Origin of the sequence: Bradyrhizobium sp. JYMT SZCCT0428 (genome assembly GCF_018131075.1) — a bacterium.
Lineage (GTDB): Bacteria > Pseudomonadota > Alphaproteobacteria > Rhizobiales > Xanthobacteraceae > Bradyrhizobium.
Window position 1 is genome coordinate 86,784 of sequence record NZ_JAFCLS010000013.1, and the last position, 25,802, is coordinate 112,585.

Sequence of the window (25,802 nt, forward strand, 5' to 3'; positions counted from 1 at the left end):
ATGGAGCTTTTCGACAACCTGCTGATGGGGCTCTCTACCGCCCTGCAGCTGAACAATTTGCTGTTCTGCCTGATCGGCGTCGTCATCGGCACCGCGATCGGCGTGCTGCCCGGCATCGGGCCGATCCCGGCGGTCGCGCTGCTGCTGCCCTTCACCTTCGGCCTGTCGCCACCGTCAGCCATGATCATGCTGGCCGGTATCTTTTACGGCGCGCAATATGGCGGCTCGACCACGGCGATCCTCGTCAACGTGCCCGGCGAAACGTCTTCAGTCGTTACCTGCCTCGACGGCCACGAGATGGCCAAACAGGGCAAGGCCGGGACCGCGCTCGCCATCGCCGCGATCTCATCGTTCTTCGCCGGCACCGTAGCGACTGTTGTCATCGCCGTGCTCAGCTTGCCGCTGGCGGCGCTGGCGCTGAAGTTCACCGCGGTCGAATATTTCAGCCTGCTCGTCCTCGGCTTGATCGCGGCCGTCGTGCTCGCGCACGGCTCCGTCGCCAAGTCGCTCGCGATGGTGCTGCTCGGCATCCTGCTCGGCCTCGTCGGCATCGACGTCAATTCAGGCGCGCCGCGGATGACCTTCGGCATCCCCGAGATCTCCGACGGACTCGACTTCGTGCCGGTCGCGATGGGGTTGTTCGGTCTTGGCGAGATCATCGCCAACCTCGAGCGCCCCGCGACGATGCGCGTCGTCAGCCAGTCGATCCGCAGCCTGATCCCGAGCCGGGCCGATCTTCGCGCCGCCTTCCCGGCGATGGTCCGCGGCACACTGCTGGGTTCCGTGCTCGGCGTGTTGCCCGGCGGCGGGGCGGCGCTGCCGCCGTTTTCTTCGTATGCGCTGGAGAAAAAGCTCGCCCGCGATCCGTCCCGCTTCGGCAAGGGCGCGATCGAGGGCGTCGCGGGGCCCGAGGCCGCCAACAATGCCGGCGCGCAGACCAGCTTCATCCCGCTATTGACGCTCGGCATCCCCGCCAATGCCCTGATGGCGCTGATGATCGGCGCGCTGATGATGCAGGGCATCCAGCCCGGCCCGCAGATTATGCGCGAGCAACCGCAACTGGTCTGGGGCGTCATCGCCAGCATGTGGGTCGGCAATTTAATGCTGCTCGTGATCAACCTGCCCCTGATCGGCGTGTGGGTCTCGATGCTGAAGATTCCCTATCGCCTGCTGTTCCCGGCAATCGTGCTGTTCTGCTGCATCGGCACCTTCGGCATCGCCAACAATCTGTTCAACGTCTGGCTGATGCTCGGCTGCGCTGTCATCGGCTACTTCTTCATCAAGGTCGGCGTCGAGCCCGCGCCGCTGCTGCTGGGACTTGTGCTCGGCCCGCAGCTTGAGGAAAATTTCCGGCGCGCGATGCTGCTGGCGGACGGCGATTTCTCGGTCTTCGTGCGCCGTCCGATCAGCGCTACGCTGCTCGCCCTGGTCGCGATATTGTTCTTGCTGATGGTATTCCCGAAAATCCGGCGCAGCAGGCAGGAGGCGCTGGCGGAATGACCGCAGCACCACTCATTTCTCGTCTCATTTCTTGCCTTGCGGATAGATCGTCTCGCCGCGCTTGAGCATCGCGACGAACGTTTCGACCTTCTTCTTCCGTCCGGCCTCGGTTTTCATGTTGTGAGTCCGAAACGCCAGCGCGAAGCGGTTCTGCGCGCTGAGTTTCGCCAGCATGGCCTTTGCCTTGGGCTCGGCATCGATCGCGGCCTGCAGATCATCGGGGATCTTCATGTCCTTGCTGTTATAGGCGCGCGCCCAGCGCCCGTCGGACTTGGCCGCGTCGACTTCCTTCAAGCCGTGATCGGTCATCCGGCCTTCGTCGATCAGCCGCGCGACGTTGTCGACGTTGATCCGGCTCCAGATGCTTTTCTTCGTGCGCGGCGTATAGCGCTGCATGTAGCTCTTGTCGTCGAAACCCTTGCGCTGGCCATCGATCCAGCCCCAGCACAGCACGACCTCGATGGCTTGCTTCGGCGTGATCGATTTGAATCCTGAATCCACCTTGTGGATCTTGATCCAGATCTCGGCTTCCTTGTCGTGGTGCTTGCCGAGCCATTTGTAGAAGCTCTCGGCGTCCTTGAACTCGCGGATCTTGTCGGGATTGATTTTAACCGGTGCCACCAGCGGACCTTTGATCGGAGAATCATTCGTAGTTGAACGCTTCTATCATCGCGCACATCCACCGGGCCTCGGGAACGGTACAGCGCGCAGCCGGCCTTACTTTCCCTCGCCGATGTCGTCCAAAATGCCCCCAAAAACACCACTGGCCGTGCGGTCGCTCGCTACACATCTCCCGGTATTTTCCGGCATGTCGCGAAGCTTCCCTTTGAATTGTCTGGGGAATCGGCGCAGGGCCGTCCTTCACAAGCGGCCAGCGCCCGCTTGCCGGACACGAACAAGTGAAGATCATATCGCATACGATTAAATCGGACACGTTGACTTTCGATGCTATCGGGCCTTTATAGCGCGTACGCAAATAGATCGCATCCGATCTAACTCACAAAGGGAGAAGGACCATGACAAATGCAAGCAAGACCGCGACCCCCGCCATGAAGCTCGAGGTCGTCGTTATCCCGGTTTCCGACGTCGACCGCGCCAAGGCGTTCTACGGCAGCCTCGGCTGGCGGCTCGATGCCGACTTCGCCGACGGCAAGGGCTATCGCGTGATCCAGTTCACCCCGCCCGGCTCCGACGCTTCTGTGATCTTTGGCAAGAACGTCACCGCGGCGGCCCACGGCTCCGCAAAGGGACTCTATCTGGTCGTCTCCGACATCGAAGCCGCACGCAAGGATTTGCAGGGTCGCGGCGTCGACGTGAGCGAAGTGTTCCACGCCGCCGACGGCGTGTTCACCGGCAAACACGAACCCTTCCTGCTCGGACGTGATCGCGCCAGCGGCCCGGACCCGGAGCGTCGCACCTACCAGTCGTATGCTTCCTTTAGCGATCCTGATGGCAATGGCTGGCTGTTCCAGGAAGTCACCGCCCGCGCCCCCGGACGTGTCGACGGCAACACGAATTTCTCGTCGTCGGCCGAAATCGCCAGCGCCCTTCGCCGCGCCGCGGCAGCCCATGGCGAGCACGAGAAGCGGAACGGCGGCCAGCACGATGTGAACTGGCCGGACTGGTACGCCGAGTACATCGCCAAGGAACAGGCCGGCGAGCCGCTGCCGCTCTAAGTCAAACACCCTCAAGTCTGCCCTGCGTACCGACCGGGCTTCGGCCCGGTACGGGCGGTGCTGTGAAATTCCCAAACACGAAGGAGAATCGATATGAGCAACTATCTGTTGAAGACCATGCGAGTTGTAGCGAGCGCGGCGTTGATCGCGGCAAGCGTTTTGGCGCTGCCTGCGGCGCAGGCACAGCCGTCCGGCATCACGCGAACCGACCTGCAGCGGCATGATCTCAGCATCCCCGGACGCGAGGTCGTCCAGGTGCGCGTCGATTTCGCGCCGGGTGCGGCGTTCGGCAGGCATAGCCATCCCGGCGAAGAGATCGTCAATGTGCTGGAGGGCACGCTCGAATACGAGATCGAGGGCAAGCCACCGGTCACACTCAAGGCGGGCGATGTTCTGTTCATTCCGGCCGGTACCGTTCACGCGGCCAAAAATGTCGGCAGCGTCAGCGGCAGCGAGCTCGCCACCTACATCGTCGAAAAGGGCAAGCCGCTTCTGACATTGAAGAAGTGACGGCGACCGCTTCTCACGAGGAATACTGCGATGATCGACATAGCCCTCGCCCTGGCGGCAGGACTGCTGACGGCGGCGGCGCCGTGCATCCTGCCGCTGCTTCCGATCCTGCTCGGCACATCGATCGGCCAGCAAGGCCGGTTGCGGCCATTGTTCATCGTGAGCGGTTTCGTCATTGCCTTCTCCGGCTTCGCGCTGCTGTTCAGCGCGTTCCCAACGGTGCTCGGGCTGTCGCATGACAGCTTGCGCAAGATTTCCATCGTGCTGCTCGGCAGCTTCGGTGTCCTGATGCTCTGGCCGCAACCCTACGAATGGCTGGTGGCGCGGTTGAGCGGCCTGCTCTTCCACGCGGATGACGCCGTGCCGGCTGCCGGACCGGGCAATTTCGGCGGCCTCGTTCTCGGCCTCTCGCTCGGCGTGTTGTGGACGCCCTGCGCCGGGCCGGTGCTCGGCTCCATCCTGACGCTGATCGCAACGTCCGAAGACCTCGCACGCGCCGGCGTGCTGCTCGTCACCTACGCAATCGGCGCGGCCCTCCCGATATTGCTGATCGCTTATGGCGGACAATACGCCACCACCCAGATGCGCAGGCTCGTGGCCTACACGCCTGCCCTGCAGCGCAGCTTCGGCGCGGCGGTACTGCTCGTCGCGTTCGCTTTCTACACGCAATGCGACACCATCATCACGGTGTGGCTCTCGGACTTCTACCCGAACCACCAAACAGGACTATGACCATGCGCAAGCTTCTCACCGTCATTGTGCTTCTGATTGTCGGTTTCCTCGTCGTCGTGCAGTTCAGCCCGTCGCTGACCCGCGGTGAGCAAACCACATCGAGCGAGCGCCGCACCGCGCCGGAATTTGCCGGGATTTCGGCCTGGTTGAATTCGCCGCCGCTGACGCTGGAAAGCCTGCGCGGCAAGGTCGTGCTGGTGCAGTTCTGGACCTATTCCTGCATCAACTGCGTGCGCACCCTGCCCTATGTGACCAAGTGGTACGACACCTACAAGGACAAGGGTTTCGTGGTGGTCGGCGTGCACACGCCCGAATTCGCCTTCGAGCGGGAGACGGCGAATGTCGAGACCGCCATCAAGCGCTTCGGCATCAAATACCCGGTTGCTCAGGACAATCAGTACCGGACCTGGCGCGCCTTCGATAATCAGTATTGGCCGGCCGGATACCTGATCGACAAGTCCGGCACCATCGTCGCGACGCAGTTCGGCGAAGGCGGCTACCAGCAGAAGGAGAACACGATCGCCCGCCTCGTCGGCGAAGCCACGCCGTCCGCGCAGGCCAGTGATCCCGATCTCGCCGGAATCGAAACGCCCGAACTCTATCTCGGGTCGGAGAAGAACGACGGCGCCATCGTGGCCTCGCAGGATTCCGCAGCTGGCGAGCGATCCTACGCGCTGCCGGACAGCGTGCCGCAAGGTCGCTTCGCGCTCGGTGGCGGTTGGAAGCTGGTTGGCGACAGCGCCACCGCCTCGGCAGACGGTAGCGAGATCGTGCTCCGCTTCAACGCGCCCAAGGTCAATCTGGTCGCGGGCAGCGCGTTGCCGCAAGCGGTCTCCGTCACCGTGGACGGCATGCCGCAACCGCCGGTCACCGTCGATGGAAGCCGGCTTTATCCCATCTACAGCGGCAGCAGTGGCGAGCATGTGTTGCGCCTGATAGTGCCCAAGGCCGGCCTGAGCGCTTACAGCTTTACGTTCGGTTGATCGGCTAGATTCGGTCGCGCGCCGCTGGCGCAGGCCTGTTCGACGCAGCGGCTGGCGCGGAGGATTTTCTCCTCGCTGAACATCGGCCCCACGATCTGCAGGCCGATCGGCAAACCGTCGACAAATCCGCACGGCACCGAGGCCGCGGGCTGGCGGGTGAGGTTGAACGGCCACGTCAATGGCGTCCAATCGAACCACTGGGGAAAGCGCGCCGGATCCGGCGTGTCGACGCCGGCGGCGAAGGCTGTGATGGGAATGGTCGGCGTCAGCAACAGATCATAGTGCTGATGGAAGTGATGCATCTGCTGGCTGAGCGTGCGCATGTCGGCATAGGCCGCCTGCAATTCGCTCGCCGAAATATCCTGGGCGGCGATGACCAGCCGCAGCAGACCCGGATCGAGCGCCGCCAGTTGCTCGCCCTCGAAGCCCCGCACCACCGCAGCATGCGATGCGCCCCAGATCACTTCCAGCGCAGGCTGCGCCGCGGACAGATCCAGATCGACACTATTCACATCGGCGCCGGCCTTCACCAGCGCATCAATGGCCGGCTGCATGCCGGCGACGATTGCAGGCTCGGTGACCGGGAAGCCGAGATCGGGCGACCATGCGATCTTCATTCCCGCCACCCCCTGGTCGAGGCCGTCGAGATAGTCGATGCCGCGATAGGGAATGGCGAAGGAATCCCGCGCGTCAGGCCGCGTCAGCACGTTCAGCAGCAGCGCGCTATCGGCGACGTCGCGCGACAGGCCGCCATAGACCGCGAGCGTACCCATCGGCCCCAGCAAATTCGGCACCACGCCGTAGCTCACCTTCAAGCCAAACACGCCGCTGAACGCCGCGGGGATGCGGATAGAACCGCCGCCATCGCCGCCGGTGGCCAACGGCACGACGCCCGCCGCAACCAACGCGGCCGAGCCCCCGCTGGAGCCGCCGGGCGTGCGAGAAGTATCCCAGGGGTTACGCGTGACGCCGGTCAGCGGGCCGTGCGTAATCCCCTTCCAGCCGAATTCGGGCGTCGTCGTCTTGCAGAAGAACACCACGCCGGCCTCACGCAGACGCGCGACACCGGGCGTATCTTCCGCGCTGGGCGCCGTTGCCGTCGAATGCGAGCCGATGCGCATCGGCCAACCCTTGACATGTCCCGTGTCCTTGATCGCGACCGGCACGCCGTCGAGCGGTCCGATTGGTTCACCGCGACGCCAGCGTTCCGCCGACTCCGCAGCTAATCGCCTCCCCTGCGGCTCATCCAGCAGGCACGTGGCATTGAGAGCCGGATTGACCGCGTGCAGTCGCCCCAGCGTCGCTTCCAATACATCGACCGGCGACAGCTCGCCCTTGGCGAAGCGCCGGGTCATCTCGCGGGCGGAAAGCCAGTTCAAATCGTCGGGCATCGCGCGGCCTACTCGGCCGCTTCACGCGCGGGGACGCTCGGCTCGATATCGCATTGCAGGATATCGGTGAAGCGATTGAATGCGCCACACAGCGAGATGCGCCAGGTCAGTTCGACAATCTGGGCTTCAGAAAAATGTTCGCGAAGCCGGGTGAAGATTTCGTCGCGAGTCTTGCTCCAGTTATTGTTCACCGCAACGGAATATTCGACCACGAGCTTGTCGACGGCGTCGAGTTCCGGATGGTCCGTGTAGTCGAGCAGCCGTTCGGCGCCCTCCTCCGATACGCCCTGGATCGCCAGTTTCGGCGCGTGGTGCGAAACGCAATAGTCGCACTGGTTCAACAGGGACACCGCGACCAGCGCGATCTCCAGATGGCGCTTCGACAAGGTGCCGCTCTCGGCGAGATCGACCAGCAGCGACCAGGTATGCTCAAAGATCGGCGGCCGGTGCGCCATCACGCCCGCCTGGTTCTCGAACGCGCCATAGGTCGTCATCTTGTCCCACAGCGGCTGCAACTCGGCAGGCAGATCGTTCTTTGTCTTGATCGACACACGTGACATGAATGTATCCTTGGGGAAGTTGGGGATCGGCGGGGCGCCCTGTTTCGAGGTGATGTTGCCACAACCCGGCGGGTTTGGCGCTACGCGCCGGGTATGCCTGACCTGTCCGTGGCGAGTGGCCTGCGCGCCGATCAAGCGGTTTGAGACGCCGTCGCAGAGCTGATGTGCGAGAGATAATCACCCTGATCCGAAGCCCTCGGGCTGCGAGTCAGGAACGTGAGGGTACAACAGCTTTTCGCTGCCGAGCCGCCGGATCATTTCGTTTCGAGAATGCCAATAGAGATCAAGATCCGTGCTGTCTGAATATCGGCCGGACGGCGAGAAAAACCCGTTGGCCTGCCAAGATCCAACATCGAGTTTCGCAAGCAAGTCGCAAGCCCCTTGAACCGCCCATGTCCGATAGCGCGCGCAAGCCGGCGTCCAGCGGGTTCGATCACCCAGGTTGGCATCCACCAGAACCAACCGACCGCGATTACGAATCGCGGCGTCGTCCGGGAACCACTCGGTGTAGAACGTCAGGCCCGATACAAGGTCGTCTGCCGTGGGCTCTCCGGCATGACGGATCAAAACAGCTTCGTCAAACGGCGACCAATCGGAAGCCAAACAATGCGACACTCCACAATCCTGCATCAGCCCAAGGCGGGCAAGCATGTCACAGGGGGCATTGAGGTTGTTTTCGCAGGCGTGAAGATACACCAGCTTCCCGTCTATCTCTTCGCCGCACAGCCCCCACAATATGCGAGCGATCTGCGTGGCCAGGCTGGCATATGTCCTGTCAGAGTGGTTCGTCATCGTCATCATGAGCCGATCCGCAGCAATTTCAATTGTCCGGCCGCCATCAATGGCATTCAAGGAGTATCTGCGCGCTTGAGAAGTTCAGCGCTTTCAACTCGTCCGGTTTCAGGAAAAAATAATAGGCGCCGGAATCGCCCCAGCTCCATTGCATGGCGTCATCGCTCGCGATCTGGAACAGCAAGAGTTCGTTCGTGGGGCCGATTCGGGCATCCGACTGGACACCATCGTGATAACCGCCCATGCGATGCGGCCGGTTGTGATGGAGGCTTCGCCAATGCGGCTCGAATTCCGCAAGCACGGCCCGCGGGATCAAGGACCGACGCGCGGCATCCACATAATAGTCGGCCACCAGTTCGCGGACGCCGGTGCGCAGACCGAGATCGGCAGAGAGTTCTTTCTCCCAGAAGCTGACATGAAGCCGTTCGCCATCCCTGTCCACCCAGAGGTAATTCCAGAAACGGAAGGTGTCCAGCCGCAGACGTGTCTTGAGCGTTTGCCAGGCCTCAATCGGCATCGGGCTGTCGAGATCATGGCCAAGAACGGCGGATCTTTCGCCGGCAAGCCGGTCCACGACTGCTGCGCGCCAATGCCGAAGGTCGCGGTTGGACTGGCGCAAATAGGCGATGATCGAGTCCGGCGTCGAGTGGCGCGCCAGGAAAGCAGCCAGCGCTTCGCGCCGCGTCCTCCGCACCTCGGCCACCGCAATCGTTTGGACGCGGCGCAGGCGCAGCGCCTCGTCTTCCGGCTCGGGACCTTCGAGCAAGGGTCGCGACGAGGCGGTCCACTTGGCGTCATCCGCATCGACCGCGGCGAGGATGGAGCCGATATAGCCCGGCTGGTTCAGCCGCTCGACAAGCTCGCTTGGAAGCCGCAACTCATCCATCGGTGTGGAGCACGCGCGTTCAATGCTGTCGAGCACGTAAAGCGCGCCGCGCCAGGTGAAGGGCACGGGGTCGGACGGCCTTTCCCGGTCAGGGGCGACGGGCTGTCCCGCATAGAGAATCTGCGCGAAATCGTCCGGCGCGACCACCGTTCGGTTGCCTTCTTTGGTCAGTGTGTTGGCAACGACAACCAGGTCGACCGGCCAGCGCCGCCAGAGCGTCGGCACCTCAGCGAGCGAGCGGCAATAGCCGTAGCCCGGATCGGTGTAGACGCCGTCATAGACGGGGCCGAGTTCGAACGGCGGCTTCCGCTCGGGTCCCAGCGTATCGACATGGAGGATGCGAAAGGCGTCGGGTTCTTCGGGCGCGCCTTGATTGGGATCGACGAACAGCAGCAGCCAGCCCTCACGCGGTCCGAGCCCGCCCCAGAGTTCGGCGGGCAGGTCGGCACAGGCAATCTGCGCGAGGAAATGCAGCGGCCGCTCGCCCTTTTCCGGATGCTCGGCGGAAATCGACCGCGGCCATTCGACGTGATCCGGCATCATCGGCAGGCCGCCGAGCCATGATCGCGGTGCTTCGAACCGCGGCGGGACCTGCCGCCGCAGGATGACGGAGACGGTTTCGCTGACGCCGGCAGGTGGACTGACGGGGACATTGCGCATCGGCTTGGCCGGATCGTCGCTACGGGTGCCAGACGCGATCGACCTCGCCTGCTCCGCTTCTTTGGCTCGCCGGAAACGGCGAAAGTCCCAGATAATAAACGCCGCGGCGCAAACGATCAGCAATTGCCACCAGGACATGCTCCCCCCTTCAGTATCCGGTTGGGGACTGAAGCCGCGCGGGCAGGAATGGCGGGCGTGCTCGCGGGCTTATCTTGTTCGTCGCGCCCGTCACCGGGCAGCAGCGCGACCAGCACCGCCGCAACGATCCCGAGGGCAATGGCGATGAGAATGACGGCGCCCCACGGTATCCACGCGCCCGTTGCGATGCCGCGGAAGATCACCAGCGCCATCACGGCCGCGATCGTGATGGCGGCAACGTTCAGGGGCTTCAACCTGGCCATGGTCTACTCCAACTTTAGCTTGCCGGTTGTATAGGACGGAAATATCTCGTTCCGGTTAAGGGCAACAACAAGCAGGGGCACAGGTCCGCATTCGGGCTTGACATTATTTCTTTAAATCCGATGTGACTTGCCCGTCGGGTTGTTTTGCCGCAGCCCTGGCAAATCCCTCTCCGTTGTCATTCCCCGATGCGCAATTACGCATCGGGGAATGAAGACCCACGGATCGGCTTGACCTCACACCCCATCATGTAATATCAATAGTTACATGAGAAGAGGCAGCCGATTATCCGGCGTGCTGCACGTCCTGCTGCACATGGCCGAACAGGATGAGCCCGTCACGTCAGAGGCGCTGGCAAAAGCCATGGACACTAACCCCGTGGTGATCCGGCGCGTCATGGCGGGGTTGCGTGATCAAGGCTATGTGCGATCGGAAAAAGGCCATGGCGGCGGATGGACGCTGGCGCGTGACCTGGCTGATGTCTCCTTGCGCGACATTTATGAGGCGCTCGGCCAGCCCGCGTTGCTGGCGGTCGGCAACCGAACGGAAGCACCCGGCTGCCTGGTCGAGCAGGCCGTGAACGCCGCCCTCACCCGCGCGTTCAACGATGCGGAGGCGCTGCTGCTGTCGCGCCTGGCTGACGTGACGCTCGCAAGGTTGAGCGCTGATTTCCACAAGCGCCTCGCAGGTCGCGGCAAAGGCCATCGGCTGGAGACCGCGCATGCAAAATGATGCGGCCGCCCGGGAAATGCTGGACCATTTCTCCAACCCCGACGCAGGGAAGCATTATGCGGAAGGACCGCGGCGCTTCGTGCCGGGCCTTGCCGACCTTCACCGTATGACCGGCATCCTGCTGGCCGAACATGCGCCGCAGGACGCGCGCGTCCTGGTGCTGGGCGCCGGCGGCGGCCTGGAGTTGAAGTCGATGGCGGAGACCGCGCCGGGCTGGACGTTTGTCGGCGTCGATCCGGCCGCGGCGATGCTGAGACTGGCGGAACGGACACTGGGGCCGCTCAGCGCGCGCGTGCAGTTCCAGCAAGGCTACATCGACGATGCGCCCGAAGGTCCGTTCGATGCCGCGACCTGTCTGCTCACGCTGCATTTTCTCGGCGCCGATGAACGGCGGCGGACGGCCAGCGAAATCCACCGCCGTCTCAAACCCGGCGCGCCCTTTGTGGCCGCCCACTCCAGTTTTCCGCAAGGGGCGCGCGCACAATGGCTATCGCGGTACGCTGCTTTTGGCATTGCTTCCGGCGCCGATCCCGACAAGGCCAACGGCGCCCGCGCGGCGGTCGATAAGAATCTCAACCTGTTCAGCCCGGAACAGGATGCGCAGATCCTGCGCGAAGCCGGCTTCAAGGACGTCGAACTGTTCTACGCCGCCTTCACCTGGCGCGGCTGGATCGCGTACGCCTGACACGGGCGGAACGGCCGGAGCCGTCACCGGCACACACTGCAGCCGTAACGACGTTGGACGGCGCGCTGCGCGGCGGTCGCGTGATATGTCGGAATCCACTACGCGCCTTTATGCGGCGTTCGGGGCAACGGTTCCGGGCTGAACATGTCGCGCATTTTCGCAAGATAATGTTCTTCCGAGGTCGTCCAGCGCAGCTCTGCGAGGAGCCAGCTGTCGGGGCCGGCCGGATAGCGGATATTTCCGCCCTCTTCCGTCGCCGCCGAAAAGACAGCCGCGGCGACTTCCGCCTCGGTGCAGTAAGGCGTCGGGTAATTACTCATTTTCGCGAAGAAGGAATGGGCGAAGGTCTCATAATCCGCGGGTATCAGACCCTGCATGCGCGCTCCGCCATTGGCTGCGAAATTGGTGGTGGGCGCCAGACCCGGCTCGACCAGCCTCGCCTTGATAGTGAACTGGTTCAGCTCATAGGACAGCGACTCGGTGAATCCCTCGACCGCGCATTTGCTGGCGGTGTAGATCGCCACCAGCGGCATCGGCCCGATGCCGGCGCTTGACGTGATGTTGATGATGACGCCGTGACCCTGCTTGCGCATTTGTGGAATGATGGCGCGACACGCCGCGAACACGCCGAAGGTGTTGGTCTCGAAGATCTCGCGCACCGTGGCGTCCGGTGTGGCTTCGACGGCCGATGCCAGGCCGATCCCCGCATTGTTCACCAGCACGTCAATCGCGCCAAAAGCAGCAACGCCGTCGGCGATGGCCTTGCGGATACTGTCGGCGCTGGTGACGTCGAGCGGAAGCACTCAATCGATCCGAGGACGTCGCAAACACGCTCCGATCAGGCCGACGCATGGTCGCGATGACGTTCCAGCCACGATCGAGAAAGAACTCGGCCATCGCCTTGCCATAGCCCGACGATGTCCCGGTGATGAGGATGGTGTTGGTCATTTTGGTTCTCCGTTTTCCTTCCGGCAAAATAGACATCGCCGCAGGACGGTCTATAATTGGTGATCCATGAATCATTATTGATCGTCCAATGGATCCCCTCAGCGACGTCATCGCCTTGTTGCGCCCAAGCGCCGTGGTCTCGAAACCGATAACGGGCCGCGGGAGGTGGGGCGTTCGCTATCCAGCGTACGAAGCGCCGGGCTTCGCCATCGTGCTCGCTGGCCGATGTTGGCTCGCCATCAACAAGGCGACGCCAATTGTTCTCGATCGTGGCGACGTGGTGCTGATGCCGTCTTCGCCGGCCTTTGAGCTGCTTAGCCAGCCGGGCGCCAAATGCATCGCCGGCCGGCCCTCGGACCGGGAAGTCCGGCATGGCGATCCGAAAGGCAAACCCGATTTTCTGATGCTTGGCGGGTCCTTTCAGCTCGACCCGGTCAATGCGCCGCTTCTGCTCGCTTTGCTGCCCGGGATGATCCACATCCGCTCTGCCGAAAGCCACGCGGGGCGTCTCGCCAGCATCATTGGCCTCATCATCGACGAATGCGCCGACGACCGGCCCGGTCGGGAGATGATCCTGGAACGCCTTCTGGAAGTCATGTTGGTGGAGTGCCTGCGCTGGACCGGCGTCGGCGAGGACTCGCTTCCGGCAGGTTGCTGGCCGGATTGCGTGACCCGGCGCTGGCTGGCGTATTGCGCGCGCTGCATTCCGACGTCCGGGCCGGTTGGACCGTGGCCGACCTCGCGAAACTTGCCGGCATGTCACGATCGGCGTTCGCAGCCCGGTTTTCGGAAACCCTCGGCTGCGCGCCGATGGAGTATCTGTCGCGTTGGCGAATGACGCTTGCCCAGGATGCGCTAAGCCGCGGCGGAAAGTCGCTCGACCGCCTTGCCGAGGAGATGGGTTATGAATCCGCAAGCGCCTTCAGCACGGCGTTTCGCCGACGCGTGGGATGTTCACCAGGCACGTTCGCGCGCTTGCGCCGGGATCGCGATCACCTGCGACAGCCCGAGGCATCCATCGAGGACTGACGACAGCTCATGACCATCCGTCCCATCGTCCGCTATCCCGACCCGCGCCTTGCGCTCACCGCGCAGCCAGTGACCGCGTTCGACGGCGCGCTGCGCGAGCTGGCGACAGACCTGATCGAGACCATGCACGCTGCCCCCGGCATCGGCATCACCGCGCCGCATATCGGCGTTTCGCTTCGCGTCGTCGTGCTCGACCTCGACCCGGTCGATGGTGCGCGGACCTATGTCAATCCGGAGATCATCTGGGCCTCGCCCGAGATGATCATGCACCGGGAAGGCAGCGTCTCGATGCCCGGCGTCAACGACGACATCGAGCGCCATGCCCGGTTGCGGATCAGCTATCACGACATCGACGGCCATGCCCGAACCGAGGAATCGCAAGGCCTGCGCGCGGTCTGCCACCAGCATGAGATCGATCAGCTCAACGGGATTTTCTGGATCAGGCGGCTGTCCCGGCTGAAGCGCGAGCGGCTGATCAAGCGGTTTGAGAAGCTGTTGCGGGGATGAGGTGAAGGCGGGAGCGCCGCTCCTGCCAGTCGATCACTGCGGAATGCGCGCGATCACCTTGATCTCGAAATCGAAGCCGGCCAGCCAGTTCACGCCCACCGCGGTCCAGTTCGGGTAAGGCGCCTCGCCGATCGCCTTCAGCCTGATAGGGCCGATCGTCTCCCACTGCCTGGCAGGGTCGGTGTGGAAGGTGGTGACGTCGACGACGTCGTCGAAGGTGCAACCGGCGGCCTTCAGCACGGCGGCGAGATTGTCGAAGGCAAGCTGGACCTGCTTTGCGAAGTCAGGCTCCGGCGAGCCGTCATCACGGCTGCCGACCTGGCCGGAGACGAACAGCAGGTCGCCGGAGCGGATCGCCGCCGAATAGCGGTTGATTTCGTATAGCGCCTGCCGGCCGGCAGGGAAGATCGCGTCGCGTTTTGACATTGTTCACTCCATTCGAACAGGCAAGGCCCGGCCGCAACGGTCGCGGCCGGCAGGAGCATTGATATACGCCCCGTATGCCGCTATATCTGTTCATACGCGCCGTATGACAATGGCATACGCGGCGTATGTTTTTCGGGAATTTGGCTTTGGTCGCAAAGCGGCGGGCGCAGATGGTGGAGAAGACCCGGGCCAAGCTCATCAGGGCGGCCCGCAAGGCGTTTGCGGCGGAGGGCTATGCGGCGGCGTCGATGGACGAACTCACCGCCAAGGCCGGCCTGACGCGCGGCGCGCTCTACCACAATTTCGGCGACAAGAAGGGCCTGCTGCAGGCGGTGATCGACCAGATCGACGCCGAAATGGTGGCGCGGATGCGCGCCGTGCAGGATCGGGACAAGACCGCCTGGCTCGGATTTCTCGACGCCAACATCGCCTTTATCGAGATGGCGCTGGAGCCGGAGATCCAGCGCATCATGCTGCTGGACGGGCCGGCCGTGCTCGGCGATCCATCGCGATGGCCGAACCAGAACGAGTGCCTGCGCACCACGACGCAAACCATCCAGGCGCTGATCGATGCGAAAACCGTCAGGCCGGTGGATGCGGAAGCGGCCGCCCGGCTGCTCAATGGCGCCGCGCTCAGCGCTGCGCTGTGGATTGCTGCGGCCGACGATCCCCGCGCCGTCCTTGCCAAGGCGGTCGCGGCGTTCCGGCATCTTGCGGTCGGGTTGCTGCAGATCGACGAGTGACGTGGCGATCGTCACGGCAACTTCAGCGCCGCGCGAGCTGCTTCTCATAACGCCAGATTTCGAGATCGAACGGGCCGTCAACGGTGTCGAGGCGGTTGACCATGGTCCGGGCAAGATACCATCCGCTCTTCTCGTAAAATTTTGCGGCGCGCGAATTGCCGATCGCGCAGGCGAGCCAGGCCGTCTCGACGCCGCGCTGCGACATCTGCACCTCCGCGTCCGCGATCAGCGTGGCCGCGACACCCGTGCCGCGCGCTGCCGATGTGACGTAGAACTGATTGAGCTCATCGCCCTTCAGCATCGCAAAGCCCAATGGCGCGCCTTGCGGGCCGATCACCCGCACATCGGCAAGCGCGGCGGACATCCGTTCCGCAAAATCCTCAAACGTGCGCGCACGCGCCAGCGCCGGTGGCAGGATCGCCGCATGGGCATCCTGCCAGCCGTCATACCACAGGCGCGTCAGCACGCTGGTTTCGGAGAGGTCGGCGGGTCTTGGCATCATCGCGTCTACATTATCCTCAGTCATATCGATTGGAAACCTCATCGATCCGACGGCGAAGTTGACTCCGCCGGTGACAAAAGCAATACTTCGCTACATGGTGAAGTATCAAGCCTCCCGGATGGACCGCACGTTTTCCGCGCTCGCCGATCCTACCCGGCGGGCCGTGCTGCTGCGGCTGAAGGAAAAACCCGGGCTTTCGGTGAGCGAGCTCGCCCGGCCGTTTTCGCTGAAACTGCCCGGAATGATGAAGCATCTCGATGTGCTGTCCGATGCCGGATTGATCAAGCGCAGCAAAACCGGTCGCACGGTGTCGGTCCATCTTTCGGTACGGCCGATGCGGGAGGCCATGGAGTGGCTCAAGCGGTATGAGCGGCTCTGGACGGTCAGCCTCGATCGCCTTGTTGCGCTCGTGGAAGAGGATGGCGAGCTATGACCAAGAGCCTGCCGAGCGTGACCATCGTGCGCAGAATAAAGGCCTCGCCCGCCAGGGTTTGGGCGGCGATCACGCAGCCCAAACTGATGATGCAGTGGTGGGGTCCCGATGCCGGACCGACGCTGCGCGCCGAGGCGGACGTGCGACCGGGAGGCCGCTTCAGCGTCGTCTTCCGGCTGCTGAACGGCGAGGAGCACAATCCCACCGGGGTTTATCAGGAAGTGGTTCCCGAGAAGAAGCTGGTGTTCACCTGGGACTTGCCGGGAACGAGGGAACGCCAGTCGCTGGTCACGTTTCTGATCGAGCCGATTAACGACGGCACCAGGCTGACATTGCTGCACGAGCATCTTCCCGACGAAGAGACGCGCAGGAGTCACGAGCAGGGCTGGAGTGGCCTGCTCGACAAGCTGCCACCTTTCCTTGATGTTTTTTTTGGAGTTGCCGAATGAACGACCTGATCCTCACCACCTTCGATTGGGTTCCCGAACCGCCGCGCGGCTATGTGCGCGACATCCGGGTGCGTTGGGCGCTGGAAGAGGCCGGCCTGCCCTACCGCGTCGAGAGCGTGCCGTTTCGGAAACGGAGCGCCGAGCATTTCGCTCACCAGCCGTTCGGCCAGGTGCCATGGTTGACCGATGGCGAGATCTCCATCTTCGAGAGCGGCGCGATGCTGCTGCATCTCGGCGAGCGCAGCGACGCGCTGATGCCCAGTGATCCGCGCGCTCGCAGCGATACGAAGGAATGGCTGTTCGCGGCGCTCAACTCCGTCGAGATGGCCAGCCTGCCCTGGTCCTTGCTCATGTTTTCCGGCAACACCGGCGACACGCCGGCCTGGAAACTCTTTGACGGGTTCCTCCACCAGCACCGGCTCAAACACATGGAGGCCGTGCTGGCAGGACGCGAATGGCTCGCCGGGACGTTTTCCGTCGCCGACATCCTGATGGCGGATGTGCTGCGCCTCGTCGCCCGGTTCGACGGCCTGGCAAAATATCCCGCCTGTCACGACTATGTCGCGCGCGCCACGGCCCGACCGTCTTTCGTGAAGGCACACGCGGACCAGTTGGCGCATCTTGCTGCGGCAGATGCAGCTTGAGATTTCTTCACGGCGTTTTCGAACCTCGTCGGCCCCCAAGCGACGTCGTGTGACGTCCGTCACAGCGACGCGACGCGTCCTGCGGCATTGATCTGCGCATCGACGGCGGAATGGTCCGCCCGACCTGACAAGGAGTGGACGACAATGCAGAACATGGAACAGAAGACCTCGGAAATCCGCGAGCTGACCGATGCGGAGCTCGAGACGATCAGCGGCGGCAACATCTTCGGCGACATTGGGCGCTGGATCGTTCGCCGCTTGAAAGGCGACGGCGACCTTCGCCGTGCGACCGACCGCCCGAACTAAAATCATCTTCCAGACTGACCCCCGCGGCGCAAACGGCGTTCGCGGGGGTCTCTGTCGCACTCAATCGTCATTGCGAGCGCAGCGAAGCAATCCATCGCGCGGCTGAGGAAATGTGGATTGCTTCGCTTCGCTCGCAATGACGGCGAGAGAACGACGCTGCGATCATCCTGCCGCCGGCTCATAGCCGTATGCTCCGCCCTTACGAACGACGCGGCCGATGCCCGGCCAGCCAAGATGCGCTCCGGCGATCCACGTCCCGGTCTCAGCAGCCTCATGGAGAACCTTTTTGCGGGTTGCGCGTGCAGCCGGCTGGTCGTCGTCATAGCCCCAACTGAACTCGGGATTGCCAAACTGCAGCGCCGGGACGTGAATGATGTCCCCGAAGAACAGAAAACGGTCTTCGTCCGTATCGAACGCGTAGCCGGTATGACCGGGAGCGTGACCGGGCAATGCGACCGCTCTCAATCGATCGGCAACCCGGTCGCCATCCCCTATGGATTTCAGCAGCGGCCGGAATCGCGCAAGCTGCACCTCCGCGAAAAAGCTCTCCACAGCCGCCTCGGAAATGACGATCGTCTTCAGGTTCGGAAACAGCACGCGGCCATCCGCGGTCAACAGCCCGTGCAAATGATCCTGGTGGGTGTGCGTCAGCGCCAGAACCGTGATCGAAGCCGGCTCGATCCCGGCATCCGCCATGGTCTGCTCGAGACGCCCCACGGTCGGGTTCCAGCCGCCTCCTCCGCAGTCGATCAGAACGCCGTCGACATCAGGACCTGCGAGGGCGAAGCAATTGACCGACAAGCGAAGCGTCCCCGCCCGCCCGGCTTGCGGCACGGGGTTATCCAGCGCGTCTCGCAACAGGGACGCAGGCATCTCGAGGTAGCCGTCCGATAGCGACCAGACGCGCCACCCTCCCGACGTGCCGCTGAGGACGTTGCGACTGCAGGATTGCACGATCATCAGGCCACCTCTTCGTTTCGCTCTGGGTGTTCATCGACGTAGCTACGGCGGACAAGTCGACTTCTCTCCGTCATTCCGGGGCTCGCGAAGCGAGAGCCCGGAATCCATTTATCGACTGAATACGTGCCCTAATGGATTCCGGGCTCGCGCCAAGTGGCGCGCCCCGGAATGACAAAAGCGCCCTACTGATTAATCTCGGGCTCGACGAGCTTCGCCAGGTTTCGCAGCGACTCCTGCCAACCGAGATAGCAAGCCTCGGCTGGAATGACATCAGGCACGCCGGCCTGCTCGATATTCACCTCGGTGCCGACCGACACTTTCTTCAGCGTCACGGTCACCTGCATCTCGCCGGGCAGGTTCGGATCATCGAACGTATCGGTGTAGCGCAGGCGTTCGCCGGGCACGAGTTCGACATATTTGCCGCCGAACGCGTGGCTTTTGTCCGTCGTGAAATTCCGGAAGGACATCCTGAACGTACCGCCGACCTTCGGCTCCTGATGGTGCACGGTGCAGGTAAAGCCGTTCGGCGGAAGCCATTTCGCAAGCGCATCCGCTTCGACGAACGCGCGATAGACTTTTTGCGGGCTGGTTGTCAGGACACGGTGCAAACGGATGGTGCTGGGCATGCTGATGGACCTCTTGGATTGCAGGTTGGTGCCCCGAGGACGAACGAGACTTGATCGAGCCGACATGGGGTCTGGGATTTTCTTGAAAAGAAACTCACGCCTGTTCGGCCTACGGTAGCATGGGTCCGCATTCTCGCGGCACAATATGCCCGAGCTATTGCTTTGGTTTCGCCCTCTGATGACAGAGGGCGCAGGGAAGGCCGGGTGCGCGCTGCACCCGCGGTCTCGTGTGCGATTGTGCATAAGAATGCTGCACACGAGCATACAGGGCAGCGGGGAACACCCAGCCTTCCCTGCGCAATGGCTTTACGGCTTATGACGCGCTCTCCCCGGTGAGACGGCCTCTATTGCCACCGTCGCCTCTGGTCAGCGTTAGCCTCCCAAAAGCTTGACGCCGTTACGGGCGCCAGGACCACACGCTTTTGCCGTACGCCTTTGCCGCGCCCGTCAAGCGCAACACCGGCGTCCATCGCAACCCGCCCAACGTTCGTGACGATGGCCGACGCCCCTCATGGCAGGACGGGATGGGCAGATATGTGCCGGTGATTTGGGGTACATGGAAAGAAGAATATTTTTGTTTTACAGAAATTTTGGCCTTGACATATTTTCTGACAATCAGAAGCGATTTGCCCGTCGGGTTATTTTGTCGCAGGCGAAGGCAACTTCGTTGTTGCGTGATACGTGCGCAGAATTCACCTCGGTGAAGCAGATCTCGACGTTTGCGTGCTAAACTCATGTACAATCGCCGCTACCGAATGGACGGAATATGGCTATGTGGGGCGCAATGGACTGGACGCTATCGCCGATCTAGCAAAGCAAAAAACTGAGCGACCGACCTTTCGATTCCTTGCTCTGCACCACCATCTGCTTCCGGTTGCCAATGTCGAAGCGCCAAAGTCCAAGGGTGTTACGTTGACGCTTGACGCGTCCGACATTCTAGCAGCAGCACAACGCGCCCGCGTCAACGTTGCCCTTCACGGCCATCAGCACAAGCCAAAAATCGCGATGTACCACAGTCTTCCTCTCCATGGCGACTTAGCTGGGGCGCCGATCCACGTCATCGCCAATGGCAGTACCGGTGCGAAGAACGAGCGACTGCCTCCTGGCGAGCGGAACACCTACTGCCTGTTCCGCCTGCGCGCAGACGCAATCGATCTGTGGATACGCGAATTGCGACTTGACGCAGTTGCCGGCGCGCAGGTCTTCCAAGGGGCACTCCCGATAGCTCCAGTTGCGTGACCGATTCTGATAGCGGGTAAAGCTAAGCGTAACCCTCAGCTCCATCAGTCGTCGCGATGAAACAGTGCGGCGGATTACGCCTTCGGCTAATCCGCCCTAGGAGCTATCTTGACGATACCCGCAAATACATCCACCTTTTGCGCGGGAGAAAATGATGGCTCACGTTCCAGACGTAGCTAAGGCGCCGTGCTAGACTAGCCGCACCAATCGCAGGGATCACATCCCTGCTCGGCCTAATTGTTGGCAAGGAGCAAAAGACGATGCGCTGCGTACGGACCTTACGGCCTTGAGGCATCTCGCGGCACGCGAGTTTGGACCTAGCGCCGATCTCGCTATCTGGTCGATCGGCGACGCGCTCGATGTCGGCCTGCGCTACGAGCCAAGCTATGTCCTAACTCGGGCGGAGGTCGACGGCCTCGCAAATGGCGGCCGCGCCACACTTCCCCGTGCCTGAACCGTGGCAACGGAATTCAACGATCTTCTGAAAGCGGCCGGGATCGATTCGGTCGACGTCTGTGTCATCCGCCATCACACTCCCGGGCGCGGCACAAACCATGCGACGCTTCACGATCTTTGGCGCGACAATCCGGCCGGGTTTATGCGCTATCAAGCGACCCAGGAAGCGGGCCGCCCACTCTTTCGCAAGCGCAAGATTTGGGCCGCGTTCGTATGCCCGGCCAAGGGCGAGACCATGTTCATCGGGCTATTCGACGCCGAGTTGGCGGGCACGCGCAAGGCTGACTGGTTGTGCGACTATCGCGGCGACGCCCCGGGCTTTGGCGAGCCGGTCGATATTTTCAACACACGCCAGAGGCCGGAGCTGGCCGAGCACACAGCGAGGCTGCGGGTCGATTGGCCGGACGCGAATCGGCGCAGTTGGGTGCGGAAGGCCGAACGGCTGACGCTGCCAATCTCCGCCGTGCAGCCCGCGGCGCCAGCGGGAGAACTCACCCGCGACGACCTCATTGGCGCGCTTGGGAGCCATGGCTTCAGCGTATCGCATAGCACCAAGAAGTTGATGCAACTGCGCCGTGGCGATCTCATCGTCTATGTGAAACGCGAGACAGATACGCGCGCGCTGGTCGCCCACCCTCATTTTGTCGGCCTCGCTGATAAGCTGCGCGCGATCGTTGGCATCGACGTGCCCGATCCAGCACGAACCTATGTGAACAGCAACCTTCGCGCCTTTCCCGCCTATGCCGATCATCGCGCAAGCGAACGTCGGCATGGCTTCGCGATCGGGATTGGGGCGAACCGGCTCGGAACCCTTCTCGGCTTTCTCCAGCGTGAAGCGACGATCGCGACGCCGGACGGCGAGGTGCGCACCGTGGCGTCGGAGGACAATCCGCTGACGGAACGCGAACGCCTCAGCGCGGCACGGATCGGCCAGGGTGAATTCCGCGATGCACTCCTGATCTATTGGGGCGGCGCCTGCCCCGTCGCGCGCGTCGATCATGGGGCAATCCTGCGAGCCTCGCACATCAAAGCTTGGAGCGAATCCTCCAATGTCGAGAGGCTCGATCCGTTCAACGGAATTCTGCTCTGCGCCCATATCGACGCTTTGTTCGATCGGCACCTCATCACCTTCGAGGACGATGGCCGCCTGCGCATCTCAACTGCGGTATCGGCGGAGAATCGCGCGCGCCTAGGCCTTCTGGAAGATATGACGATCGGCGGCCTTGATCCGCGTCACGCGCCCTATCTCGCGCATCACCGCGCGCAGTTCCTGCGCTAGCCGATCAACTGGGCCTTGCGCGTGCGTGTTAGATCAGCATGGAGAGCGACGATTCACCGACAAGCTGGCGAAACGCCTGGACCAAGCGCGAGAAGCGCTTGGGCCGCTCACAGAGCAGAAGTGCTATGCCACCCCTACTCCCACTCAATCGTCCCCGGCGGTTTTGACGTCACGTCATACACCACCCTATTCACCCCCTTCACCTCGTTGATGATCCTTGTCGCGGTCTCACCCAGGAATTTCATCTCGAAGGGATAGAAGTCCGCCGTCATGCCGTCGGTGGAGGTGACGGCGCGGAGGCCGACGACGTATTCGTAGGTGCGGCCGTCGCCCATCACGCCGACGGTTTTCACCGGCAGCAGCACGGCAAAGGCCTGCCAGATCGCATCGTAGAGGCCGTGTTTCCTGATCTGGTCGATATAGACGGCGTCGGCGTTGCGGAGGATGTCGAGCTTTTCTTTTGTAATGTCGCCGGGGCAGCGGATGGCGAGGCCGGGGCCGGGGAACGGGTGGCGGCCGACGAAGATTTCGGGGAGGCCTAGTTCGCGGCCCAGCACGCGGACTTCGTCCTTGAACAATTCGCGCAAGGGCTCGACCAGCTTCATGTTCATGCGATCAGGAAGGCCGCCGACATTGTGGTGGCTCTTGATGGTCACCGACGGGCCGCCGGTGAAGGAGACGCTCTCGATCACGTCGGGGTAGAGCGTGCCCTGCGCCAGGAAATCCGCGCCGCCGATCTTTTTCGCCTCGGCGTCGAACACGTCGATGAACAGGCGGCCGATGGTTTTGCGTTTTACTTCGGGATCGGTGACGCCAGCGAGCTCGCCGAGGAATTGCTTGGAGGCATCCACGTGCACCAGGGGAATGTTGTAGTGGTGCCGGAACAGGTCGACGACGGTCTTGGCTTCATCGAGCCGCAGCATGCCGTGATCGACGAACACGCAGGTGAGCTGGTCGCCGACCGCTTCGTGGATCAGCACCGCGGCGACGGCTGAATCGACGCCGCCGGAGAGGCCGCAGATCACCCTGCCCTTGCCGACCTGGGCGCGGATCTTTTCGATCGCCTCCTCGCGGAAGGCGCGCATGGTCCAGTCGCCGGTGAGGCCGGAAACTTTCCTGACGAAATTGCGGATCAGTTTGGCGCCATCCGGCGTGTGCACCACTTCGGGGTGGAACATCAGGCCGTAATATCTGCGCGTCTCGTCCTGGATGATCGCGAACGGCGCGTTGGCGCTGACGCCCGCGACCGAAAAGCCCGGCGGCATTTTGGTGATGCGGTCGCCATGGCTCATCCAGACCTGGTGCTTTTCGCCCATGCCCCAGGTGGATTCGAACAGCTGGCTCGCCGCCTTGACCTCGACATCGGCGCGGCCGAATTCGCGGTGATGGCCGCCCTCGACCTCGCCGCCGAGCTGGGCGGCCATGGTCATCTGGCCGTAGCAGATGCCGAGCACGGGAACGCCGGAATCGAAGATCAGCTGCGGCGCGCGGGGCGAGCCGGCCTCATGCACCGATTCCGGACCGCCGGAGAGGATCACCGCTTTCGGCTTCATCTCCTGGAAGGCTTGCTCCGCATTCTGGAACGGCACGATCTCGGAATAAACGCCCTCCTCGCGCACGCGGCGGGCGATCAGTTGCGTCACCTGACTGCCGAAATCGACGATCAGAATCTTGTCGTGCGCCGAGGCCACCGAGGGCGTCGACTCTGCTGCGGGCTGTGCTGCTGTCATGGACAGGAATTACGCGACGGGGGGCGGCGTCGCAACCGCACAGATGGGGGACTCACATTCTTATGTGGGCGGTGGACGGGAGGTATCTGGGTAAGCGCCGCCTGATTTGCCCAACCTAGCGGCTCAAGCCGTCATTGCGAGCGAAGCGAAGCAATCCATCGGGCGGCATAGAAAGAATGGATTGCTTCGTCGCTTCGCTCCTCGCAATGACGGTGGAGGCAAACGCGCCTCATATCTTCCAGCAATAGGACACCCCATGAAAATCCCCACCCTGCCCTTCACCGTCACCGACTGGAGCAAGGTCGAGCCGACGACGCACAAGGGCGAGACGGGTCAGGCGATTTGGCGGACGCTTGATATCGGCGACTTGCGGGTGCGGATGGTGGAGTACACGCCGGGCTATCTTGCCGATCACTGGTGCGATCGTGGGCATGTGCTTTATGTGCTGGAGGGAGAACTGGATAGCGAGCTGCGGGATGGGCGGAAGTTCAAGCTGACGGCGGGGATGAGCTATCAGGTGTCGGATTTTGGTGATGCCGCGCACCGGTCGTCGACGACGACGGGGGCGAAGCTGTTTATTGTGGATTGAGGGTCTTTACCCCGTCATTGCGAGCGAAGCGAAGCAATCCATAGCGCGGCATAACGGATGGATGGATTGCTTCGTCGCTTCGCTCCTCGCAATGACGGTGGCGGAGACCTAGCCCTTCTTCAGCACCGACACAAAAAACCCATCCGTTCCCGTCCGTCGCGGCGTCATCAGCCAACCCTCCGACGTTTCCAACGCGGCGTTGGCAAAATCTTCCGCCTTGTCCCACAGCACGCTCGCCGTCTGCTCCGGCGGCACCACTGCAAACTCTGGATGGCGCCCGACAAAACTGCGGACCTGCGCGCCGTTTTCCGGCGGCAGCACGGAGCACGTGATGTAGGCGATCCGGCCGCCCGGCTTAACCAGAGCGGCCGCGCGATCAAGCACTTCGGCCTGGTCCTTCAAGCGCACTTCGAGCGCGCCGGGACGCATGCGCCATTTGGCGTCGGGGTTGCGGCGCCAGGTGCCGGTGCCGGTGCAGGGCGCGTCGATCACGACCAGATCGGCCGAGGCGTGGATGTCGGCCAGCGGGTCGGCGTCGCCCTTCGGCGTGCGGACGTCGGCATTATGGATGCCGGCGCGCGACAGCCGCTCGTGGATCGGCGCGAGCTGGCGCTTGTCGTGGTCGGTGGCAATCAATCGGCCCTTGCCCTGCATCATTGCCGCCAGCGCAAGGGTCTTGCCGCCGGCGCCGGCGCATAGGTCGATCACCTGCTCGCCGGGTTTTGCCGCCGACAGCAACGCCGCCAGCTGCGATCCCTCATCCTGCACTTCAACGGCGCCCTTGATGAAGTCTTCCTCGGCATGGATGCCGGGATTGCGGGCGTCGGCGCCGAGTTCGATGCGCAGGCCGATCGCGGACCATGGCGTCGGCTGCGCGCCGAGATGAGAAAGCCGCGGCAACATCTTCTCGCGGTTGGCTTTTAGGGTGTTAATGCGAAGGTCGAGCGGCGCCCGGCTGGCCATGGCCGTGGCTTCCGCCACGCGGTCGTCGCCGAACACATCTGCCAGATGCGCATCCAGCCATTCCGGGTAATCGCCGGCGATGTGCGGCGGCGCATCGCTCAGGGAGCGCGAGGTCAGGGCCGTGCGTTCCGCCGCACTGAGCGGTTCGGGCGCAAAGCGCTCGCCGTGGCATAGATTGGAGATCGTCTCGGTGTCCATGCCGCGCTCAAGCCGGAGCATGCCGAGCACGCGGGCCCGCGGCGTATCCGCCTCCATCAGCCAGGCGCTCGAGGCGCGCCGGCGCAACACGTCCCAGACGAGGCCCGCGATCGCGGCGCGGTCGCCGGAACCGGCATAGCGGTGCGCGGTGCCCCACTCCTTCAGCGCCTTGGCGGCGGGAACGCGCTGGGCGTCGATGGTGTCGATCAGTTCGATGGCTGCGGACAGCCGGGCGGCGGGGGTCATTCAAGGCTTTCGGTTCGAGAAGG

Annotated in this window: 31 protein-coding genes and 1 pseudogene; 19 read left to right on the plus strand and 13 right to left on the minus strand. The window is 63.1% G+C overall.

What is annotated here, in order from left to right; all coding sequences use genetic code 11:
• The gene (locus JQ575_RS15420; protein WP_212034089.1) at window positions 1–1,500 is read left to right on the plus strand and encodes a tripartite tricarboxylate transporter permease; all 1,500 of its coding nucleotides are present in this window, start codon (window positions 1–3) and stop codon (window positions 1,498–1,500) included.
• 24 nt (window positions 1,501–1,524) lie between these two features.
• Here JQ575_RS15420 and JQ575_RS15425 read toward each other — a convergent pair whose 3' ends face one another.
• Complete coding sequence (locus JQ575_RS15425; protein WP_212034090.1) at window positions 1,525–2,121, minus strand: YdeI family protein; 597 nt, start codon at window positions 2,119–2,121, stop codon at window positions 1,525–1,527.
• 395 nt (window positions 2,122–2,516) lie between these two features.
• On the opposite strand from JQ575_RS15425, the gene JQ575_RS15430 reads away from it, so the two are divergent.
• The 4 genes from JQ575_RS15430 (at window position 2,517) to JQ575_RS15445 (ending at window position 5,401) form a co-directional block, all read left to right on the plus strand.
• Entirely contained in the window at window positions 2,517–3,176 is a 660-nt protein-coding gene (locus JQ575_RS15430; protein ID WP_212034091.1) for a VOC family protein, read from the plus strand.
• A 93-nt stretch (window positions 3,177–3,269) separates the two neighbouring features.
• Window positions 3,270–3,686, plus strand: coding sequence for a cupin domain-containing protein (locus tag JQ575_RS15435; protein ID WP_212034092.1), 417 nt, complete (start codon window positions 3,270–3,272; stop codon window positions 3,684–3,686).
• Between the two features lie 30 nt (window positions 3,687–3,716).
• A complete protein-coding gene (locus tag JQ575_RS15440; RefSeq protein WP_212034093.1) occupies window positions 3,717–4,418 on the plus strand; it encodes a cytochrome c biogenesis CcdA family protein in 702 nt (233 codons plus the stop codon).
• Window positions 4,419–4,420: 2 nt separating this feature from the next.
• Window positions 4,421–5,401 carry a thioredoxin family protein gene (locus tag JQ575_RS15445; RefSeq protein WP_249166666.1) on the plus strand — a complete coding sequence of 327 codons (981 nt, stop codon included), beginning with the start codon at window positions 4,421–4,423 and terminating at the stop codon, window positions 5,399–5,401.
• On the opposite strand, the gene JQ575_RS15450 is transcribed toward JQ575_RS15445, so the two are convergent.
• The 5 genes from JQ575_RS15450 to JQ575_RS15470 all read right to left on the minus strand — a co-directional run bounded on the left by JQ575_RS15450 (window position 5,380) and on the right by JQ575_RS15470 (window position 10,091).
• On the minus strand, window positions 5,380–6,792 hold the full coding sequence (locus tag JQ575_RS15450) for an amidase (protein WP_212034095.1): 1,413 nt from the start codon (window positions 6,790–6,792) through the stop codon (window positions 5,380–5,382). The two genes, JQ575_RS15445 and JQ575_RS15450, sit on opposite strands and share 22 nt — an antisense overlap.
• An 8-nt stretch (window positions 6,793–6,800) precedes the next feature.
• Window positions 6,801–7,352 (minus strand): carboxymuconolactone decarboxylase family protein, encoded by a 552-nt coding sequence (locus JQ575_RS15455; protein WP_212034096.1) that lies wholly within the window; start codon window positions 7,350–7,352, stop codon window positions 6,801–6,803.
• A 177-nt stretch (window positions 7,353–7,529) separates the two neighbouring features.
• Window positions 7,530–8,204, minus strand: a complete 675-nt coding sequence (locus JQ575_RS15460; protein WP_212034097.1) for a hypothetical protein — start codon at window positions 8,202–8,204, stop codon at window positions 7,530–7,532.
• Window positions 8,191–9,828: a DUF1963 domain-containing protein gene (locus tag JQ575_RS15465; protein ID WP_212034098.1), complete on the minus strand. Its 1,638-nt coding sequence runs from the start codon at window positions 9,826–9,828 to the stop codon at window positions 8,191–8,193. Before JQ575_RS15465 ends, JQ575_RS15460 begins: the two co-directional genes overlap by 14 nt.
• Window positions 9,807–10,091 (minus strand): hypothetical protein, encoded by a 285-nt coding sequence (locus JQ575_RS15470; RefSeq protein ID WP_212034099.1) that lies wholly within the window; start codon window positions 10,089–10,091, stop codon window positions 9,807–9,809. The genes JQ575_RS15465 and JQ575_RS15470 overlap by 22 nt, the downstream gene beginning before the upstream one ends.
• Window positions 10,092–10,356: 265 nt before the next feature.
• Between JQ575_RS15470 and JQ575_RS15475 the strand changes: the two genes are divergently transcribed.
• Together JQ575_RS15475 and JQ575_RS15480 are read left to right on the plus strand one after the other, a co-directional pair.
• Entirely contained in the window at window positions 10,357–10,821 is a 465-nt protein-coding gene (locus tag JQ575_RS15475) for an Rrf2 family transcriptional regulator (protein WP_212034100.1), read from the plus strand.
• Complete coding sequence (locus tag JQ575_RS15480; RefSeq protein WP_212034101.1) at window positions 10,811–11,506, plus strand: class I SAM-dependent methyltransferase; 696 nt, start codon at window positions 10,811–10,813, stop codon at window positions 11,504–11,506. Before JQ575_RS15475 ends, JQ575_RS15480 begins: the two co-directional genes overlap by 11 nt.
• 98 nt (window positions 11,507–11,604) lie before the next feature.
• On the opposite strand, the gene JQ575_RS15485 is transcribed toward JQ575_RS15480, so the two are convergent.
• Window positions 11,605–12,309: an SDR family NAD(P)-dependent oxidoreductase gene (locus tag JQ575_RS15485; RefSeq protein WP_312015938.1), complete on the minus strand. Its 705-nt coding sequence runs from the start codon at window positions 12,307–12,309 to the stop codon at window positions 11,605–11,607.
• Window positions 12,310–12,542: 233 nt separating this feature from the next.
• Here JQ575_RS15485 and JQ575_RS46085 point away from each other — a divergent pair.
• From JQ575_RS46085 to JQ575_RS15495, 3 genes and pseudogenes are all read left to right on the plus strand, one after another.
• Window positions 12,543–13,013 (plus strand): annotated as a pseudogene (locus JQ575_RS46085) (cupin domain-containing protein); the annotation flags it as partial.
• 92 nt (window positions 13,014–13,105) lie between these two features.
• Window positions 13,106–13,483 (plus strand): helix-turn-helix transcriptional regulator, encoded by a 378-nt coding sequence (locus tag JQ575_RS46090; protein WP_312015939.1) that lies wholly within the window; start codon window positions 13,106–13,108, stop codon window positions 13,481–13,483.
• A 9-nt stretch (window positions 13,484–13,492) separates the two neighbouring features.
• A complete protein-coding gene (locus JQ575_RS15495) occupies window positions 13,493–13,990 on the plus strand; it encodes a peptide deformylase (RefSeq protein WP_212034102.1) in 498 nt (165 codons plus the stop codon).
• Between the two features lie 33 nt (window positions 13,991–14,023).
• Here the strand turns inward: JQ575_RS15495 and JQ575_RS15500 are convergent, their stop codons facing one another.
• Window positions 14,024–14,416: a RidA family protein gene (locus JQ575_RS15500; protein ID WP_212034103.1), complete on the minus strand. Its 393-nt coding sequence runs from the start codon at window positions 14,414–14,416 to the stop codon at window positions 14,024–14,026.
• Between the two features lie 146 nt (window positions 14,417–14,562).
• Here JQ575_RS15500 and JQ575_RS15505 point away from each other — a divergent pair, with 146 nt between their 5' ends.
• Window positions 14,563–15,159 (plus strand): TetR/AcrR family transcriptional regulator, encoded by a 597-nt coding sequence (locus JQ575_RS15505; protein WP_249166667.1) that lies wholly within the window; start codon window positions 14,563–14,565, stop codon window positions 15,157–15,159.
• 22 nt (window positions 15,160–15,181) lie between these two features.
• Here JQ575_RS15505 and JQ575_RS15510 read toward each other — a convergent pair whose 3' ends face one another.
• A complete protein-coding gene (locus JQ575_RS15510; RefSeq protein ID WP_312015940.1) occupies window positions 15,182–15,658 on the minus strand; it encodes a GNAT family N-acetyltransferase in 477 nt (158 codons plus the stop codon).
• A 73-nt stretch (window positions 15,659–15,731) separates the two neighbouring features.
• Here JQ575_RS15510 and JQ575_RS15515 point away from each other — a divergent pair, with 73 nt between their 5' ends.
• The 4 genes from JQ575_RS15515 (at window position 15,732) to JQ575_RS15530 (ending at window position 17,493) form a co-directional block, all read left to right on the plus strand.
• The gene (locus JQ575_RS15515; protein ID WP_312015941.1) at window positions 15,732–16,094 is read left to right on the plus strand and encodes a metalloregulator ArsR/SmtB family transcription factor; all 363 of its coding nucleotides are present in this window, start codon (window positions 15,732–15,734) and stop codon (window positions 16,092–16,094) included.
• Window positions 16,091–16,543 (plus strand): SRPBCC domain-containing protein, encoded by a 453-nt coding sequence (locus JQ575_RS15520; RefSeq protein ID WP_212034105.1) that lies wholly within the window; start codon window positions 16,091–16,093, stop codon window positions 16,541–16,543. Before JQ575_RS15515 ends, JQ575_RS15520 begins: the two co-directional genes overlap by 4 nt.
• Window positions 16,540–17,187, plus strand: coding sequence for a glutathione S-transferase family protein (locus tag JQ575_RS15525; RefSeq protein ID WP_212034106.1), 648 nt, complete (start codon window positions 16,540–16,542; stop codon window positions 17,185–17,187). The genes JQ575_RS15520 and JQ575_RS15525 overlap by 4 nt, the downstream gene beginning before the upstream one ends.
• A 153-nt stretch (window positions 17,188–17,340) precedes the next feature.
• Complete coding sequence (locus JQ575_RS15530; RefSeq protein ID WP_212034107.1) at window positions 17,341–17,493, plus strand: bacteriocin; 153 nt, start codon at window positions 17,341–17,343, stop codon at window positions 17,491–17,493.
• Between the two features lie 162 nt (window positions 17,494–17,655).
• Here the strand turns inward: JQ575_RS15530 and JQ575_RS15535 are convergent, their stop codons facing one another.
• The gene (locus JQ575_RS15535; RefSeq protein ID WP_212034108.1) at window positions 17,656–18,453 is read right to left on the minus strand and encodes an MBL fold metallo-hydrolase; all 798 of its coding nucleotides are present in this window, start codon (window positions 18,451–18,453) and stop codon (window positions 17,656–17,658) included.
• Between the two features lie 182 nt (window positions 18,454–18,635).
• Entirely contained in the window at window positions 18,636–19,079 is a 444-nt protein-coding gene (locus tag JQ575_RS15540; protein WP_212034109.1) for an SRPBCC family protein, read from the minus strand.
• 681 nt (window positions 19,080–19,760) lie between these two features.
• Here JQ575_RS15540 and JQ575_RS15545 point away from each other — a divergent pair.
• From JQ575_RS15545 to JQ575_RS46095, 3 genes are all read left to right on the plus strand, one after another.
• Window positions 19,761–20,318, plus strand: coding sequence for a metallophosphoesterase (locus JQ575_RS15545; RefSeq protein ID WP_212034110.1), 558 nt, complete (start codon window positions 19,761–19,763; stop codon window positions 20,316–20,318).
• A gap of 286 nt (window positions 20,319–20,604) precedes the next feature.
• Window positions 20,605–20,772: a hypothetical protein gene (locus tag JQ575_RS15550; protein ID WP_212034111.1), complete on the plus strand. Its 168-nt coding sequence runs from the start codon at window positions 20,605–20,607 to the stop codon at window positions 20,770–20,772.
• Window positions 20,773–20,775: 3 nt separating this feature from the next.
• Window positions 20,776–22,053 (plus strand): HNH endonuclease, encoded by a 1,278-nt coding sequence (locus JQ575_RS46095; protein ID WP_212034112.1) that lies wholly within the window; start codon window positions 20,776–20,778, stop codon window positions 22,051–22,053.
• Between the two features lie 134 nt (window positions 22,054–22,187).
• Here JQ575_RS46095 and guaA read toward each other — a convergent pair whose 3' ends face one another.
• Entirely contained in the window at window positions 22,188–23,783 is a 1,596-nt protein-coding gene (guaA, locus tag JQ575_RS15560; protein WP_212034113.1) for a glutamine-hydrolyzing GMP synthase, read from the minus strand.
• Between the two features lie 256 nt (window positions 23,784–24,039).
• Here guaA and JQ575_RS15565 point away from each other — a divergent pair, with 256 nt between their 5' ends.
• Window positions 24,040–24,372, plus strand: coding sequence for a DHCW motif cupin fold protein (locus JQ575_RS15565; protein ID WP_212034114.1), 333 nt, complete (start codon window positions 24,040–24,042; stop codon window positions 24,370–24,372).
• A 108-nt stretch (window positions 24,373–24,480) separates the two neighbouring features.
• Here the strand turns inward: JQ575_RS15565 and JQ575_RS15570 are convergent, their stop codons facing one another.
• A complete protein-coding gene (locus JQ575_RS15570; RefSeq protein ID WP_212034115.1) occupies window positions 24,481–25,779 on the minus strand; it encodes an RsmB/NOP family class I SAM-dependent RNA methyltransferase in 1,299 nt (432 codons plus the stop codon).
• Window positions 25,780–25,802 lie beyond the last annotated feature (23 nt).

What these genes read in the sequence shown, in the direction of transcription:
- JQ575_RS15450 (WP_212034095.1), bottom strand. Translation starts at nt 6,792, where the DNA reads ATGCCCGACGATTTGAACTGGCTTTCCGCCCGCGAGATGACCCGGCGC.
- JQ575_RS15510 (WP_312015940.1), bottom strand. Translation starts at nt 15,658, where the DNA reads ATGCCAAGACCCGCCGACCTCTCCGAAACCAGCGTGCTGACGCGCCTG.
- JQ575_RS15440 (WP_212034093.1), top strand. Translation starts at nt 3,717, where the DNA reads ATGATCGACATAGCCCTCGCCCTGGCGGCAGGACTGCTGACGGCGGCG.
- JQ575_RS15445 (WP_249166666.1), top strand. Translation starts at nt 4,421, where the DNA reads ATGCGCAAGCTTCTCACCGTCATTGTGCTTCTGATTGTCGGTTTCCTC.
- JQ575_RS15525 (WP_212034106.1), top strand. Translation starts at nt 16,540, where the DNA reads ATGAACGACCTGATCCTCACCACCTTCGATTGGGTTCCCGAACCGCCG.
- JQ575_RS15520 (WP_212034105.1), top strand. Translation starts at nt 16,091, where the DNA reads ATGACCAAGAGCCTGCCGAGCGTGACCATCGTGCGCAGAATAAAGGCC.
- JQ575_RS15570 (WP_212034115.1), bottom strand. Translation starts at nt 25,779, where the DNA reads ATGACCCCCGCCGCCCGGCTGTCCGCAGCCATCGAACTGATCGACACC.
- JQ575_RS15465 (WP_212034098.1), bottom strand. Translation starts at nt 9,828, where the DNA reads ATGTCCTGGTGGCAATTGCTGATCGTTTGCGCCGCGGCGTTTATTATC.
- JQ575_RS15530 (WP_212034107.1), top strand. Translation starts at nt 17,341, where the DNA reads ATGGAACAGAAGACCTCGGAAATCCGCGAGCTGACCGATGCGGAGCTC.
- guaA (WP_212034113.1), bottom strand. Translation starts at nt 23,783, where the DNA reads ATGACAGCAGCACAGCCCGCAGCAGAGTCGACGCCCTCGGTGGCCTCG.
- JQ575_RS15500 (WP_212034103.1), bottom strand. Translation starts at nt 14,416, where the DNA reads ATGTCAAAACGCGACGCGATCTTCCCTGCCGGCCGGCAGGCGCTATAC.
- JQ575_RS15435 (WP_212034092.1), top strand. Translation starts at nt 3,270, where the DNA reads ATGAGCAACTATCTGTTGAAGACCATGCGAGTTGTAGCGAGCGCGGCG.
- JQ575_RS15565 (WP_212034114.1), top strand. Translation starts at nt 24,040, where the DNA reads ATGAAAATCCCCACCCTGCCCTTCACCGTCACCGACTGGAGCAAGGTC.
- JQ575_RS15535 (WP_212034108.1), bottom strand. Translation starts at nt 18,453, where the DNA reads ATGATCGTGCAATCCTGCAGTCGCAACGTCCTCAGCGGCACGTCGGGA.
- JQ575_RS15475 (WP_212034100.1), top strand. Translation starts at nt 10,357, where the DNA reads ATGAGAAGAGGCAGCCGATTATCCGGCGTGCTGCACGTCCTGCTGCAC.
- JQ575_RS15455 (WP_212034096.1), bottom strand. Translation starts at nt 7,352, where the DNA reads ATGTCACGTGTGTCGATCAAGACAAAGAACGATCTGCCTGCCGAGTTG.
- JQ575_RS15495 (WP_212034102.1), top strand. Translation starts at nt 13,493, where the DNA reads ATGACCATCCGTCCCATCGTCCGCTATCCCGACCCGCGCCTTGCGCTC.
- JQ575_RS15470 (WP_212034099.1), bottom strand. Translation starts at nt 10,091, where the DNA reads ATGGCCAGGTTGAAGCCCCTGAACGTTGCCGCCATCACGATCGCGGCC.
- JQ575_RS15540 (WP_212034109.1), bottom strand. Translation starts at nt 19,079, where the DNA reads ATGCCCAGCACCATCCGTTTGCACCGTGTCCTGACAACCAGCCCGCAA.
- JQ575_RS15420 (WP_212034089.1), top strand. Translation starts at nt 1, where the DNA reads ATGGAGCTTTTCGACAACCTGCTGATGGGGCTCTCTACCGCCCTGCAG.
- JQ575_RS15430 (WP_212034091.1), top strand. Translation starts at nt 2,517, where the DNA reads ATGACAAATGCAAGCAAGACCGCGACCCCCGCCATGAAGCTCGAGGTC.
- JQ575_RS15480 (WP_212034101.1), top strand. Translation starts at nt 10,811, where the DNA reads ATGCAAAATGATGCGGCCGCCCGGGAAATGCTGGACCATTTCTCCAAC.